The sequence below is a fragment of the Anabaenopsis tanganyikae CS-531 genome (genome assembly GCF_029891675.1).
Taxonomy (GTDB): domain Bacteria; phylum Cyanobacteriota; class Cyanobacteriia; order Cyanobacteriales; family Nostocaceae; genus Anabaenopsis; species Anabaenopsis arnoldii.
The window spans coordinates 15,982-30,888 of record NZ_JANQDF010000040.1 but is presented as its reverse complement, the minus strand read 5'-3'; the positions used below and the strand labels follow the sequence as shown (position 1 = coordinate 30,888).

12 protein-coding genes are annotated in these 14,907 nt (G+C 42.9%); 10 read left to right on the top strand and 2 right to left on the bottom strand.

Annotated features, from left to right (window positions below; genetic code table 11):
- Both NWP22_RS04425 and ggt read left to right on the top strand, forming a co-directional pair.
- A partial coding sequence (locus tag NWP22_RS04425) for a tetratricopeptide repeat protein (protein WP_280801570.1) occupies positions 1-724 on the top strand: 724 nt, incomplete at its 5' end.
- 431 nt (positions 725-1,155) lie between these two features.
- Positions 1,156-2,901, top strand: coding sequence for a gamma-glutamyltransferase (gene ggt, locus NWP22_RS04420; RefSeq protein WP_280805622.1), 1,746 nt, complete (start codon positions 1,156-1,158; stop codon positions 2,899-2,901).
- On the opposite strand, the gene NWP22_RS04415 is transcribed toward ggt, so the two are convergent.
- Entirely contained in the window at positions 2,898-3,161 is a 264-nt protein-coding gene (locus NWP22_RS04415; RefSeq protein ID WP_271734266.1) for a hypothetical protein, read from the bottom strand. The genes ggt and NWP22_RS04415 overlap by 4 nt on opposite strands.
- A 467-nt stretch (positions 3,162-3,628) precedes the next feature.
- On the opposite strand from NWP22_RS04415, the gene NWP22_RS04410 reads away from it, so the two are divergent.
- From NWP22_RS04410 to accD, 4 genes are all read left to right on the top strand, one after another.
- Positions 3,629-4,588 (top strand): aldo/keto reductase, encoded by a 960-nt coding sequence (locus NWP22_RS04410; protein WP_280801569.1) that lies wholly within the window; start codon positions 3,629-3,631, stop codon positions 4,586-4,588.
- Between the two features lie 116 nt (positions 4,589-4,704).
- Positions 4,705-5,793: a 3-isopropylmalate dehydrogenase gene (gene leuB / locus NWP22_RS04405; RefSeq protein WP_271734268.1), complete on the top strand. Its 1,089-nt coding sequence runs from the start codon at positions 4,705-4,707 to the stop codon at positions 5,791-5,793.
- Positions 5,794-5,882: 89 nt separating this feature from the next.
- A complete protein-coding gene (locus tag NWP22_RS04400; protein ID WP_271734269.1) occupies positions 5,883-6,143 on the top strand; it encodes a hypothetical protein in 261 nt (86 codons plus the stop codon).
- An 893-nt stretch (positions 6,144-7,036) separates the two neighbouring features.
- Positions 7,037-7,975, top strand: coding sequence for an acetyl-CoA carboxylase, carboxyltransferase subunit beta (gene accD / locus NWP22_RS04395; RefSeq protein WP_271734270.1), 939 nt, complete (start codon positions 7,037-7,039; stop codon positions 7,973-7,975).
- Between the two features lie 62 nt (positions 7,976-8,037).
- On the opposite strand, the gene NWP22_RS04390 is transcribed toward accD, so the two are convergent.
- Positions 8,038-9,414 (bottom strand): MFS transporter, encoded by a 1,377-nt coding sequence (locus NWP22_RS04390; RefSeq protein WP_271734271.1) that lies wholly within the window; start codon positions 9,412-9,414, stop codon positions 8,038-8,040.
- Between the two features lie 188 nt (positions 9,415-9,602).
- Between NWP22_RS04390 and NWP22_RS04385 the strand changes: the two genes are divergently transcribed.
- The 4 genes from NWP22_RS04385 (at position 9,603) to NWP22_RS04370 (ending at position 14,703) form a co-directional block, all read left to right on the top strand.
- Complete coding sequence (locus NWP22_RS04385) at positions 9,603-10,856, top strand: ABC transporter substrate-binding protein (protein ID WP_271734272.1); 1,254 nt, start codon at positions 9,603-9,605, stop codon at positions 10,854-10,856.
- Between the two features lie 401 nt (positions 10,857-11,257).
- The gene (locus NWP22_RS04380) at positions 11,258-12,784 is read left to right on the top strand and encodes a radical SAM protein (protein WP_280801568.1); all 1,527 of its coding nucleotides are present in this window, start codon (positions 11,258-11,260) and stop codon (positions 12,782-12,784) included.
- A gap of 54 nt (positions 12,785-12,838) precedes the next feature.
- Positions 12,839-13,333: a DUF427 domain-containing protein gene (locus NWP22_RS04375; RefSeq protein WP_271734274.1), complete on the top strand. Its 495-nt coding sequence runs from the start codon at positions 12,839-12,841 to the stop codon at positions 13,331-13,333.
- Positions 13,327-14,703: a MurL-like N-terminal domain-containing gene (locus NWP22_RS04370; protein WP_280801567.1), complete on the top strand. Its 1,377-nt coding sequence runs from the start codon at positions 13,327-13,329 to the stop codon at positions 14,701-14,703. Before NWP22_RS04375 ends, NWP22_RS04370 begins: the two co-directional genes overlap by 7 nt.
- Positions 14,704-14,907: the final 204 nt, after the last annotated feature.

Here is a 14,907-nt window from a genome sequence, read left to right as displayed (position 1 = left end):
AAGATGGAAATTAGCACTGGCTGATTATAACCAAGCCATTGCAATTAATCCTAACTATGCTGATGCTTACAACAATCGCGGTAATGTTTACAATGACCAGGGGGAATGGGAATTAGCTCTGGCTGATTATAACCAAGCCATTGCGATTAATCCTACTAATTTAGCTATAGCTTACCACAATCGCGGTAATGTTTACTATAACCAGGGGGGATGGGAATTAGCACTGGCTGATTATAACCAAGCTATTGCAATTAATCCTAACTATGCTGATGCTTATATTGGTCGCGGTAATGTTTTCTATAACCAGGGGGGATGGGAATTAGCTCTGGCTGATTACAGCCAAGCCATTGCAATTAATCCTAACTATGCTATAGCTTACCACAATCGCGGTAATGTTTACTATAACCAGGGGGGATGGGAATTAGCTCTGGCTGATTATAACCAAGCTATTGCAATTAATCCTAACTATGCTGATGCTTACGGCGCTCGCGGTCTTGTTTACTATAACCAGGGGGGATGGGAATTAGCACTGGCTGATTACAACAAAGCTATTACAATTAATCCTAACGATGCTGATGCTTACAACAATCGCGGTGATGTTTACCTTGAGCTAAGAGACATCAAGAAAGCCAGGGAAGACTTCCAAAGAGCAGCGCAATTATTCCTCACTCAAGGTAACACCGATGCTTATCAACGAACTATTAGGCGTTTAAACTCACTGTAGCTGCAAAGATACCTGAAAGTAAGCACTGAACAGGTTTTAGTATCCGCCCTATAATTATCGCCAGTAGAAGAAAGTCGAATTATTGAAGTTTAATTGAACTTCGGTTAATTATCCTTTCAACCTAAAAAGTATCGCGTAACACTCATTATATAATGTCTCCAAGACTAAATTAACTACCAGTGGTAACCTACTATGAACGAGCCACAACCAGGAAATTTTGATGTAGTACTAGGTGGTACTCCACAGAGCACAGCCAAAGGTTTAGGCAGATCCTCCGCTGGGAATGATACAGCACTTTTCAAGTAATAAAGTACACACCTTAGTATCATAAATCTTGTGGGGTAGGCATCCTGCCCTGCCGTACCCACTCAGGTAAAATGCGCTGTATCTGTGTTTATCTATAGTTAATTAACTGATTAATAATTCATCCCATGGGTATTTTTACTGCATACAAACCTATGGCTATCGCCCTGTTCTCCTGTACCCTCATCATCCACAGCCAAGCCGCGATCGCCACCATAGCATCAACCCTACGGAGTAAACAAGGAATGGTAGTTTCCAGCCATCCCTTAGCCAGTGACGCGGGAATTACCATGTTACGCCAAGGTGGTAACGCCATTGATGCAGCGGTAGCCACAACCTTGGCAATTTCTGTAGTTGAACCTTATTCAGCAGGAATTGGTGGCGGCGGCTTTTTATTAATGCACTCCGGAGAAACTGGTCAAATCAAAGCCTTAGATTTTCGGGAACGCGCCCCCCTGAAAGCCACACAAGATATGTACTTAGATGCAGAAGGTAAAGTACGTCCCTCTGCAAGTGTGGCTGGGTACTTAGCCGTAGCCACACCTGGAACTGTAGCAGGGATGTATGAGGTGCATAGTCGTTATGGTAAATTACCGTGGGCGCAGGTAGTCAAACCCGCCATCGCCCTGGCCCAAGATGGCTTTATCATCAGACGTAGCCTATCCCCTGGTTATCTGCTAGTTAATGACAGACCCAGACACCGGATTTTTGATCATCCAGCAGCGCGGGCAATTTTCACTCGTGATGGTGATTTCTATCAACCGGGGGAAAGGCTAGTACAGCGAGATTTGGCAAAAACTTTAACAGAGATTGCCCGTAATCCCCACAGTTTTTACACCGGAAATATTGCCCGGGCGATCGCCTCTGACATGGCAGAAAATGGCGGTTTAATTACTCTAGAAGACCTGAAAGCCTACAAACCAATTTGGCGGACTCCCGTTTGTGGGAATTTCCGTCAAGCTCAAATCTGTTCCATGCCACCACCTTCATCAGGAGGTGTACATTTATTACAGATGTTAAATATTATTGGTGAGACTGATTTACAATCTTTAGGATGGCATCACCCGGATGCATTGCATTTGATGGTTGAAGCCATGAAAATCGCTTATGCTGACCGGTCGCAACATTTAGGCGATCCAGATTTTATCAAAGTCCCTGTAGAACAACTGATTAGCCCAGAGTACGCCCGCAAACGCCGTCAAGAAATTGATCTGGAATGGGCAAAACCTGCAAGTGAGGTGAAACCAGTTAATTTAGGTCTTGTTCCTCCCCCCCTGTTAGCTAGAAATGAATGGATCGAAACCAGCCATCTAACAGTTGTGGATCAGCAACATAACGCTGTTAGTCTCACCTTCACTATTAATCTAGGTTTTGGTGCTGGTGTGTTGACACCGGGAACAGGGATCGTACTCAACAACGAAATGGATGATTTTGCTTCCGCACCGGGAATACCTAATGCTTTTGGTTTGGTGGGTAACCGAGCTAATGCGATCGCACCCGGTAAAACCCCCTTATCTAGCATGACCCCCACCATAGTCACCGAGAATGGCCGTCTGAGGATGGCCGTAGGTACTCCGGGTGGTAGCACCATCATTACTCAGGTACTGCAAATTATCCTGAATGTGTTGGAATACCAGATGGATGTAGGTGCTGCTGTTTCCGTTCCACGCATACATCACCAGTGGTTACCCGATGAGTTACGTGTGGAACGTTGGGGTTTGGGTGCTGTCACCCTGCAAGAGTTACGCCGGCGCGGACACAAGATTAGGGAAAGTAACTCCTGGGGTAATGCTAATGCAATTACTATCACCCCAGAGGGAGTTTTAGAAGCAGCGGCGGACCCTCGTGGTCAAGGCTTTCCCAGTGCTTTCTAATTTCCTTGTCCTGGCGATATTAATTCTAGATCCCGACTGACAAACTCATTGGCTCTGGCGCTATGTACTAAAGTCCAGCCGGCTTTGAGAAGTTTTTGATAAGTGGCCCAACCTTTAGAACCACCAGGAATCTGATAATCTGGGACTGCTTGGGGAAAAGCTGTGTAGGGTCGCCAAGGTTGATTGGGTGAGGCTTGCAGATGTAATATTTTCTCTCCATCCCTGCCAGACTTAGATAACCAGCACATTTTACCTTGCATGGCAAACTCCTTTAAGTTTTGCTTGTTTGCATATTCGCAGGCTTTTGTCAATACCTGCCTCAGTCTTGTGGGATAGTTACTTATCCCGGTAGTATTCGCGATTTTATTTACTTAGAAGAGCAAACTTGTTTAACTACTATTACTAATGGGTTGTCATCCATGGCTTCCTGTGGGAAATAAGGAAAAACCAATATTTTTTTTACCTGATTATGAGGTTGAGATTTTTCCTATGTTATCTACGGTTTTTGTAAATGTATGTAGCAATAACTACGATTTAGGCAGATATTCCAGTTGTTTTCATAGCTACAGGGGGGCGAATTGCTGACATTACCTGCATTTGCAGGATTTCCACAGATGCAAAATTTTCTGGTCACTGCCAATTAAATAATCTACCGTTATTCTGATTCAATTGACCCCAAAAACCTTTAGATTATCAACTATTGGGAAATATTGATCAATTAAGCATTATGGAAAAGCGCAGACTAGGAACATCCGAGATCTACATTACACCCATCCTCATGGGGGCTTGGCAAGCTGGTAAAGCCATGTGGACGGGAATTGAGGATGTTGATTCCATTAAAACCATCCGAGCCGCCTTTGAAGCTGGTATCACTACAGTTGATACTGCTGAGGTCTATGGTCAAGGACATTCTGAGCAAATTGTAGCCGCAGCTTTATCTGATGTCCGCCACAGGGTTGAGTATGCCTCGAAAGTTTTCGCCAACCATCTCAAGTATGATTTAGTGATTGAAGCTTGCGATCGCTCATTAAAAAATCTCCAGACTGATTACATTGACCTGTATCAAATACACTGGCCTTCCGGTTCTTTCAATAGTGAGATAGTCCCCATTGAGGAGACCATGCTGGCTCTCAACCAACTCAAACAACAGGGTAAAATCCGGTCAATAGGTGTGTCTAATTTTAACCGCGACCAATTAGCAGCAGCCTCAGAGTATGGACGTATTGATAGTTTACAACCGCCTTATTCTTTATTTTGGCGGCAGGTAGAAAAGGATGCCATGGCTTATTGTATAGAAAATAATATTTCTATCTTGGCTTATTCACCCTTGGCCCAAGGACTGTTAACGGGAAAATTTGCCCCCGGTCATCAGTTTGACCCAGCAGATAACCGTGCTAAAAATCGCTTATTTCAAGGTGAAAACTTTCAACGAGCCCAACAAGCCTTAGAAAAACTGCGCCCCATAGCGGCGCTTCATGATTGTACCCTGGCGCAGTTAGCATTAGCTTGGTTAATTGCCCAACCTCAAACCAGTGCGATCGCCGGGGCGCGTTATCCTGAACAAGCACAAGACAACGCCGGCGCTGCACAAATTCAACTTTCTGGGGAAGAACTAGCACAAGTCGATGTCATCGGGCGCATTGTTACTGACCATCTCGATGACAATCCTGTGATGTGGAAGTGGTAATCAAAAACTGGTGTTTTGTGGGATATGGGTGATGTTGGTGTGTTTTGAGTTCCCGTGGAGAACCTAATTTAGTATGATATGGAATCGGCAAGCATTTACCCTTTGAAAAATTAACTATGTCCCAGAACTACCGCATTACTCTACTCCCCGGCGATGGCATTGGTCCTGAAATTATGGCCGTAGCGGTAGACGTGCTGAAAGTGGTCGGTAAGCAATTTGATCTGCAATTTGAATTCTGCGAAGCCCTCATCGGTGGTGCGGCAATTGATGCTACCGGTGAACCCCTCCCATCTACTACCCTAGATATTTGCCGTAACAGTGATGCGGTATTACTGGCGGCGATTGGTGGTTACAAGTGGGATTCCCTACCATCGAATTTACGCCCAGAAGCAGGTTTGTTAGGGTTGCGTGCCGGACTAGGATTATTTGCCAATCTCCGCCCTGCCCAAATTTTACCCCAGTTAGTTGACGCTTCTACTTTAAAACGGGAAGTTGTGGAAGGTGTAGATATTATGGTGGTGCGAGAGCTCACCGGTGGTATTTACTTTGGTAAACCCAAGGGGATTTTTACTACTGATAGCGGTGAGAAACGCGGTGTGAATACCATGGTCTACACTGAGTCGGAAATTGACCGCATTGGGCGAGTAGCCTTTGAAACAGCGCGAAAACGAGGGGGGAAACTCTGTTCGGTAGATAAAGCCAATGTATTAGAAGTATCACAGTTGTGGCGCGATCGCATGACTAAATTGGCTACAGAATATCCTGATGTGGAATTGTCTCACCTCTACGTCGATAACGCCGCCATGCAACTGGTACGCGCTCCTAAGCAGTTCGATACTATTGTGACCGGGAATTTATTTGGCGACATTCTCTCGGATGCTGCTGCCATGCTTACCGGTAGTATTGGGATGTTACCATCTGCGAGTTTAGGCGCTTCTGGACCTGGTGTATTTGAACCAGTCCACGGTTCGGCTCCCGATATCGCCGGGGAGGATAAAGCCAACCCTCTGGCTCAGGTTTTGAGTGCCGCCATGATGTTACGCTACGGTTTAAACCAGCCCCAAGCCGCAGACAAAATAGAAGCAGCCGTATTGCAAGTTTTAGCCCAAGGCGATCGCACAGGTGATATTATGTCTCCTAATATGAATCTTTTAGGTTGCCGCGCTATGGGAGAATCATTAATGAGAGCCATGGAAAAATCATAATTTTCTGTTGAAGTTTGGCATTTTGGCAACCTTTGCCCAAGCCATTAGATAGACTAAAGACAAATTTAGTAAATATAAAATAGTCGATAGTGCACGCATTACGACAAGAAAAAGAAAAATATACTGCCCCCAAAAACAAGTCTCCTTTGATTGATCCAGCCTTAATCAGAGCAGCAGGGCAGATTTACTACACGCACTGTGAGGTACATCCTGAAATAGCTGGACAACCTTCAGGAGTAGCAATTAATTACGTTACTCATCGGGGTAAAGTAATTTTTACTCAGCAGCCAGTACTTTTACCGCAAGAATGTTTTGTCCCATTAAGTCAAATTGAATCACATATGTATTAGTCATTGCTCATTGATTAACTCTTTACCCGCCAATATAACCGATCAAAATGTCTTAACATTTCTGTACTGTGTGCAAAGTGACAAGGAATATATAGACGTTTTGATGCTCTTCGCCACCAGTATCATTGTCTCGGCGCTGGGTGCGTCTGAAGCTGCGCAAAGCCGACTTGTCTAAACTTGGAAACAAGTTTAGACAGAGGTGGCTGTATGAACCAAGAATCCCCCGAATCCGCTTCACTAAAGGGGGATTGTCAACAGTCCCCTTCTGTCTCCTGTTTGTAACGGTGATTACCCCATGCAGCTTTTACCTTTTGTTAAGATCAGATTGTGAATTGTATCACTCTCTATGATCAAGCAGAACCATTAGCTAGGATAAGTTTGTCTATATAGCATTTCTAGTCTAAGTAGTTAGGCCATAGTCTCTCCCCTGCGGATAAGACTCAGTACTGAGCAGATGACCAGACCCTATGGATGCTCACCGTTAACTTAGCAATGGAAATGATTTATTTAAGGCGAGTGGTTCAGTATTGGGTTGAGGAAACGGCATCTAATTGAGGGGTTGATTTTTATATGACTGTGACTACGGCAATCAATTTACAAAATTCCCGTGAGCATAAGGCTTGTGTTAGCATCAGCATTTTCGTTAAGCTGACAACCAAAGATGTTTTGATCAGGCCTGAACTGCTTATAAGCGTAATTTGAGATGTAGTCAAAAGTCAAAAGCTAAAATGGGGTGTTATTTGCGTTTGTACAAGAGCAAATCTGGAGACTTTGAAAGCGTAGGTCACAAGAGCCACCATTGTGTCGCTCTAGACTTGAAACTTCTTGATCTAGATATCCCATAGTGGCTTGATATGTTTTCAACCTCATACCCACTTAAAAAAAAGATAAAAATGGCAAACAACGAAGAATCACGTGGTTTAAAGTCTCTGTTAGATTGGTTTGCAAATCGACGGAAATCAGGATCTACCCATTTAGAACCCCAAGAACGGGAAATTGCTGATGGGCTGTGGCACAAGTGTCCCAAATGTGGCGTATTGACCTATACAAAAGACCTGAAGGCTAACCAGATGGTCTGCGTTGAATGTGGACATCATAATCGGGTGGATAGCGATGAGCGTATCCGCCAGTTGATAGATAACAACACCTGGGAAGCAATTAATGAGCATCTGCGCCCCACAGACCCCCTGCAATTTCGCGATCGCAAACCCTATAGCGATCGCCTGCGGGAAATGGAAGATAAACTAGGTTTAGTAGACGCAGTTAAAACCGGTTTAGGTCAAATCAACGGTTTACCCATAGCCCTGGGCGTGATGGACTTCCGCTTTATGGGCGGTAGTATGGGTTCAGTGGTGGGAGAAAAACTGACCCGCTTGATTGAGCAAGCCACCCAGCGACGTTACCCTGTAGTCATTGTCTGTACCTCCGGCGGAGCCAGAATGCAAGAAGGAATGCTTTCCTTAATGCAAATGGCTAAAATCTCCGGCGCTTTGGAACGTCACCGTCAATGTAAATTACTGTATATTCCCGTCTTGGCGAATCCTACCACGGGAGGGGTTACTGCTAGTTTTGCCATGTTGGGAGATATTATTATTGCAGAACCGAAAGCAACCATTGGTTTTGCAGGTCGGCGAGTGATTGAGCAAACCCTGCGGGAAAAACTACCAGAAGATTTTCAAACCGCAGAAGATTTGTTAAAGCATGGTTTTGTTGATGATATCGTACCCCGTACGCAATTAAAGAACACCCTAGCCCAGTTAATTGCTTTGCACCAACCCATACCAACTACTACACACTCGATGATGCGATGGGAAACCATGACCTTGAGCTAGTCCTAAGCTGCTAAATAAGAGAACATTGGGAATTGGGGATGCACCAGATCCATCTCCAATCCCTATTTCCCTCCATCTTCCAAAAATATCAGTGGTACAAGTGCTATTAAGCGCAACACACCAGAAAGGGTAAATAATCCCAGTAAGCCGCCACAATTAGTAAATTGTACGATCAAGCTGCCAATGGTTGTACCTAAAGCCCCCCCGGCTCCTGCCATAGCAGCCGCGATCGCAAAATAGATAGACTGGTTTTTAACTGGTGCAATCTCTAGCTGTATATTGTTATTACATAAGTCAACCCCTGCCCAAGTACCTCCGGTTAAAATATGTAACAGTGGCAGCCATAGCCAAAAGTCAACGTAGTTAGTATTAATTCCTACCCACAAAATTGGTGTTACCGCCACCGAAATTCCCACAAATATCAAAATCCGCCGACTCCCAATTTTGTCTGCCAATTTCCCCCATATAATCAGCATCAATAAGTTCGCTCCTGCCTGTAAACTGGTGTAGAGTGATACTAAACTGATATCTAAATTCAGCGTGTCTAGCATATAGAGGCTAAAAAAAGGAGCGCTGAGATTAACTGCAAACATCCAAAAGCTGAAATAAAGCACAAATATGAAAAAGCGAGAGTTTTGCCAGATGTTCGGCTGGTTTGCTGCGGGAGTGATTACAGTTGAATTAATTAATTTTTCTTGACGGTAATTACAGATGGTATTTTGTAATTTGGGATTGACATCAACTTTAAAGTACTGGCATCCCAAACTAATCATCCCAAATACAATACCAATGAGCAGCACTATTCCATAACCTTGTAAAGTCCCCCCTCGCCAATGTGATACAGCTAAACCGGCCAAAGGTAAACAAAGCAAATTGGTCAAACTGGCAGCGCTGTTGCGTATACTAAAATACCTACCTCGTAGTTGTCGCGGTACTATCATCCCTAACCAACTCAGCCACGATGCGCTTCCTAGTCCCCCAAAAAGATGGCTGATCAGGACAATTGATAAGGTCAAAACTACCAGCTGATGGGAGTTTAAACCTCCAAAGTGGAAACACGCAATACCTATGAATAAAATCAGCCACATTATCCGCCCAATTCCATGGGTGCGTAGGGAATATTGAAAGCGGCTAGTAGTACGTTCCGATAAGTAAGCGCCCAAGGGTTGTATGAGATTCACCAGCATGGGGATTGAGGATAACATCCCAAACACTACTGGACTGGCATCCAATTCTACCAGAAAATTACTCAGTAAAATGCCCCCGGTACTGAGGGAAAAAATCGCTGCAAACACTCCATCCAGGGTTGAGGCTTTTAAACTAGTGCGAATCTGATTTTTACCAATTCGAGGACACGGAGAAACTACTGTTGGCGGTGAGCTAATCTGGGGGATTTCTAGAGTTACTGATGCAACTGTTTCAAAATTAGCAGAAGTCATAGCTTACTTTTACCCGTAGGACACCCTAGCATGAGTTCATGTATTGAGGAAATTACATCCCCTAGTTAACTTTTCTGAATAATTATTTGTTACTTTATATTCTATTTTTTCACAAAAATACAGATTCCTTAAAGATAGATTAACTCAGCTAGAAGAGATAAGTTAGATGAAAGAGCTGGTATTTGTTTGTGAGTAGAAAAAGCTGGGTGAAATTTTTGGCGCTAGTGCTGGCGATCGCTTTGGTTGTGATTACTTACCCAAATTTACCACTACTAAAGCCACCAACTACCGCTGTCACTATCAAACTGAGCGGTTGGGCGGGTAATCCCCTGGAGCAACAATTATTAAAACAGTTACTAAAAGAATTTGAGCGACAACATCCAGACATTAAGGTGAGATATGAAGTGATTTCTGACCAATACATGGATGTCATCACTACTCGCCTAATTGGGGAAGCAGCGCCGGATGTCTTCTATCTGGAATCCCTAGAAGCTCCTTTCCTTATGAGCCAAAATGTCCTAGAACCGTTAAATTCTTACATTACCCCCGAATTTGACCTAGAGGACTTTGAAGAGAGCTTGCTGGATAATTTTAAGTATAAAGATGATATTTATGGTCTTCCCAAGGATTATTCTACCCTGGCACTTTTTTATAATAAAAAAGCCTTTGCAGCCGCAGGTTTGAGCAGTCCCCCCACTACTTGGGATGAATTACGCACCTACTCCGAGCAGTTGACGGGTAAGTTGAACAGATACGGTTTTGGTGTTACCCCACAGTTGAGTTATCAAGCTTACAAAATTGCTGCTTTTGGGGGAAGGGTTGTTGATGAGAATGGTTATGCTGCTTTTGCTAGTCCTGAAGCTGTGCGGGGATTGCAGTTGGTGGTAGACCAGTATCAAAAAGATGGTACTTCAGCCCAAGCTACTGATGTGGGTACTAACTCAGGTACGGAAATGTTTGGTCAAAACCGGGTCGCAATGGTCATTGAAGGTAATTGGGCTATTCCTTATTTAGAAACGACTTTTCCTCAGTTGGAGTTTGCCACTGCGGAAATACCTACTATTAATGATAAAAAGGGTACGATGGTGTTTACTGTGGCCTATGTGATGAATAAGCAGTCACAGCATAAAGCCGCCGCTTGGGAGTTGATTTCTTTTCTCACAGGGAAGGAAGGAATGGCACAATGGACGGGGACGGGGTTTGCATTGCCTACGCGCACATCAGTAGCAGCAAGGTTGGGTTATGATCAAGACCCTTTGCGATCGCCTTTGGTGGCTGGTATAGATTATGCAACGACTTGGCAGTTAGGTCAATATCCGGCTGCTATATCTAATAATTTTGATAATCAGTTTATTAGTGCTTTACTTGGTCAACAACCTTTAAGTTCAGCTATGCTCCGCGCACAAAATGCCGCTAATGCACAAATTCGTACCAGCCAATAATTGATAACTCAAACTTATGTAATGCACCCTTGAGGCTGGGGAACTTTCGTGTTTTTTGATTGATGAATTATGGGAAGAAACAGGGAGCAGGGAAAAGGGTTGAAACTATCCATTTATATTGGTTGTATTATCTGTTTTGATCCTCACATCCTTGGCTGTTGCAATAACTCAACATCAAGGAGAGAATACCAGATTTTTCATGAGTCGGATAGGTTGTAGGAAATACTCCTTTAAACTGCTTTAAATTAAGATTTGTTTTGGAAATTCCTGCCCATGTCAGAGATCATGATAATCTGCAAAGGCATTTAAATCGATCAGATACATTTGAGAATCTCTTGGCAGCTACGATCTCTTAAATCTAAATCAAAACCTTAGTATTGTTTCTATTTAAGGAGATTTATATGACATTAAGAACTCCCACTATCGGGTTAGTAGAAGTACCCGCATTAGGATTATATGATCCGGATGGCAACAATTGGACAGCATTATATAGACGTAATACCTTGCTGAGTAAACAGGTATTAATGGCAGACTTACAAGCCGGTGGTTTTGATGCTCAACTTGTCAACCTCAAAGATGGCGATCGCAGAGAACCCTTTGGAGAAGTGACTTGGAAGGATATGAACTTAACAAAAGCCTACGTAGGTCAGAGGATTTATGATATAGATCCCTCAGCTTATGATGCTTGGGGCGTAACTGTTAATTATACTCAAGAGCGTCAAGTCACCTGTATGGCGATCGCTCATTTTGCCAGTCAAGGAAAACCAGTGGTAGTAGGCGGTTCCGATGCTATTGCCGAACCCCATTACTATCTCAATGCGGGTGCAAGTGCCATAGTCACGGACAAGTCTGGTGCTGCTAACTGGCCGATTTTTGACCATGTACTGGGTAAAACCCCCCGGGAAAAACTCACGGGTGTAATTTTAGCTGATGGTAGTTATTGTCCCCCCCGACCCCAAGCCATGAGTCCTGATGACTGGGCTTTACCATCGGTAGAAGTAGCTAGGCAATGCTTAGGACAAGAATACTCAGAAGAACCCTTTGTGGAAGAACTGGTACCTATAGGTTCAGTCTTTCCTGATATTGGCTGCGATCGCAAATGTGACTTTTGCCAAACCCCCACCTATGGGACAGGATATCGGCGAATGTCACCCCAAACTACCCTGAAATGGATTGCTCGACAAAAAGAAGCAGGAGCAAAATGTACAGTTATGGGTTCTGATCAATTTTTGGGTCGCATTTTGTTTCCGGGGGGACGAGAGGAGATTCTGGAAATTACCACAGGAGCCAGAGAAATGGGTATGCCACTTCTGTGGCCTAATGGTTTAGAACTAAGAAAAGCCACATTGGGAAAAGGACGCAACTATGATCACACAGACCTGACACCCGATGAAGAACTGATAGAAGCACTTTGGGGATGGGATGGGAAAGTTGGCGGTTTTCTCGGTTATATTCCTGCAGAACGCCCAGTATTTGGCAGAGAATCTTACAGCAAACTGCTACCCTGGCAACAACATTGTGAGATGATGCGAGCGATCGTCAGATGCGGACTTCCAGTAATTGTTTATGGTTTGATTATTGGCTTTCCCGATGATACCCACGATAGTTTACTGCGCTTAGAAGAGGCTGTTTTAGAACTCCATCAACAACTCAGGGAGATTAACCCAGAGCTAGAATTTCAAGTTGCTTCCTACGCCATCTCTCCCATACCGGGAACACCCCAAGGAGAAAATATCCGGACATCAGGACTGTTGCGTTTTGATGATCCATCTATAATTGGTGGTTTTTGGACTCCCAGTTGTGATACACACCAAATTGGCTATGAAGATATATCGGACTGGCAATTCCGATTAGCTCAAATTGGTAAGGCAGAATCTAAATTGATCAACTATCATGGAGGACTGACAAAAATGGCCACCGCTAAATAGTGAAGTCATTAGCACAATTGCCACAAACTCAACCAACCTAGGAGAACAATCCCAATGAGACCACAGCCCACTCCCCCAAAACCTGGACAAGAATCAGTTTGGGACTATCCACGTCCCGCAGTTTTACAAGATACTGATAAACACCTCAAAGTCATTTGTGGTGGTATTATCTTAGCAGATACCCGCAGAGGGAAAAGAGTATTAGAAACTAGTCATCCTCCCACTTATTACTTTCCCCCTGAAGACATTAAGCTAGAACATTTAATTGAAACACCCAAAAAGAATTTGTGCGAATGGAAAGGGGCATATCAATACTACGATATCAGCATTGGTAATCAATATATTCACTATGCAGCTTGGAGGTACTTTGACCCCACTCCTAATTTTCTTCCTATCCGGGAATACTATGGCTTTATAGCAGCTTTAATGGATGCTTGTTATGTGAATGACGAGCTAGTAGTGCCCCAATCTGGTGATTTCTACGGAGGATGGATCACTGCAGATATTGTTGGACCATTTAAAGGTGGTGCAGGTACATGGGGATGGTAGTTCATCAATCAGATCACATCATTAACACAGTTAAAATTGCTGACTTTACTATACATGAACACCATTTAAACCTTACCTATACTGTAGATCAGTTTCAATTCTCTACTAAAATTTTCTATCATGAAGTATCTTTTGCCAAACTGATAGAAACATACTCTCAATTTTTTATAAAGCGGGTAGTTGCTCATATTGCTCTGTTTGAGGGAATGAAGCTATGCTCATTATTTCCTCAATACTATGATATTTCTGTCGTTGCTGAATATCTAGAACCTAATGCCTTAGATTTGTTTGTGAAGATATATCAAGGTGTATTTGCACAACATTGGTATGAGAACAAGGTCACCGATTATCAACAACCAGATATTATTTATTCCCAAGACTTAGGAGTACATCAACCTGCTCGAATTTTAGGTAATGATCAAACTGTCCTCACTGGTTGCGGAGGTGGTAAAGACAGTATTTTAGCTATGAAAATGTTAGAAGTGGGAGGTATTCCTTTTGCTTCTATGCAATATTCCCATAGCACTTATGGCAAAGCAGATGTTCAGCATGAACTGATTTCCCAAGTATTAGAATGTGTTCATCCAACCCAAAAGCATCAAATATCTATTTACGATGATTTTACTGAATTTCCCTTTTTAAAATTATATTTACCGGCAAACTCCGGTATTATTGCTCCAGAAACACCCATCTCTATTTTTTTATCTTTGATTCTCATGTTAGATCAAGGATATAATTATCTATGTTTAGCCCATGAAAAAAGCGCCAATCATGGTAACTTATTTTGGCATGAAATAAACAGGGAAGTTAATCATCAGTGGGGCAAAGGTGTAGAAGCCGAATACATATTAGATAAATTTATCAGGGATAACTTATTAAGCAACTTTAAATATTTCAGTATTCTACAACCCATTTATGACTTTCGCATTTTTCGTAACTTTAGTAAATACCCAGAATTTGTCTCCAAAATTCATTCCTGTAACGTCAAAAAGCCTTGGTGTAAGAAATGTCCTAAATGTGCTTATGTCTGGTTGGGTTTGATGGCATTTTCTCGCCTAGATGTTGTTAACCAGGTTTTTCAAGGAAATTTATTTGATGATGTAGAGTTAACCCCTACTTTCCGAGCAATGCTAGGCTTAACAGAACATACACCCTTTGAATGTATTGGAGAAATTGAGGAAAGTTGGTTATTGATGAAAAAATGCTTAGAAAGAGGTTTATCTGGTAGAGCTTTAGATATTTTCACTGAGGAAATATTATCTAATACCACAATTAACTGGGAAGAAATAGAGCAGAAATATAATTACATTTACACAACAGAACACTATATTCCTAATTGGATATTTGAGGCAATTAAAGAACAATTATAATTTGATTATATCATTTTCTGACAATTATAAATAACCTCCAGTTCTGCTAGGTAGAAGCGGGTATGGCTACGCCACCTATATGACAGGTATCATTGATTATTAACCAGCATATTAGTACACCCGCCCCTAGTAGTTGAATTAATGATCCCCTTCTTAGAGGATGTCTGAAAACGCTTGACACTCCCCAGGTCTAAAGCCGGGGGA

Bases quoted from the DNA above. Each gene is read 5' to 3' on its own strand.
- NWP22_RS04415 (WP_271734266.1), bottom strand. From the start codon at position 3,161: ATGCAAGGTAAAATGTGCTGGTTATCTAAGTCTGGCAGGGATGGAGAG.
- NWP22_RS04390 (WP_271734271.1), bottom strand. From the start codon at position 9,414: ATGACTTCTGCTAATTTTGAAACAGTTGCATCAGTAACTCTAGAAATC.
- leuB (WP_271734268.1), top strand. From the start codon at position 4,705: ATGTCCCAGAACTACCGCATTACTCTACTCCCCGGCGATGGCATTGGT.
- ggt (WP_280805622.1), top strand. From the start codon at position 1,156: ATGGGTATTTTTACTGCATACAAACCTATGGCTATCGCCCTGTTCTCC.
- NWP22_RS04410 (WP_280801569.1), top strand. From the start codon at position 3,629: ATGGAAAAGCGCAGACTAGGAACATCCGAGATCTACATTACACCCATC.
- NWP22_RS04380 (WP_280801568.1), top strand. From the start codon at position 11,258: ATGACATTAAGAACTCCCACTATCGGGTTAGTAGAAGTACCCGCATTA.
- NWP22_RS04375 (WP_271734274.1), top strand. From the start codon at position 12,839: ATGAGACCACAGCCCACTCCCCCAAAACCTGGACAAGAATCAGTTTGG.
- accD (WP_271734270.1), top strand. From the start codon at position 7,037: ATGGCAAACAACGAAGAATCACGTGGTTTAAAGTCTCTGTTAGATTGG.
- NWP22_RS04370 (WP_280801567.1), top strand. From the start codon at position 13,327: ATGGTAGTTCATCAATCAGATCACATCATTAACACAGTTAAAATTGCT.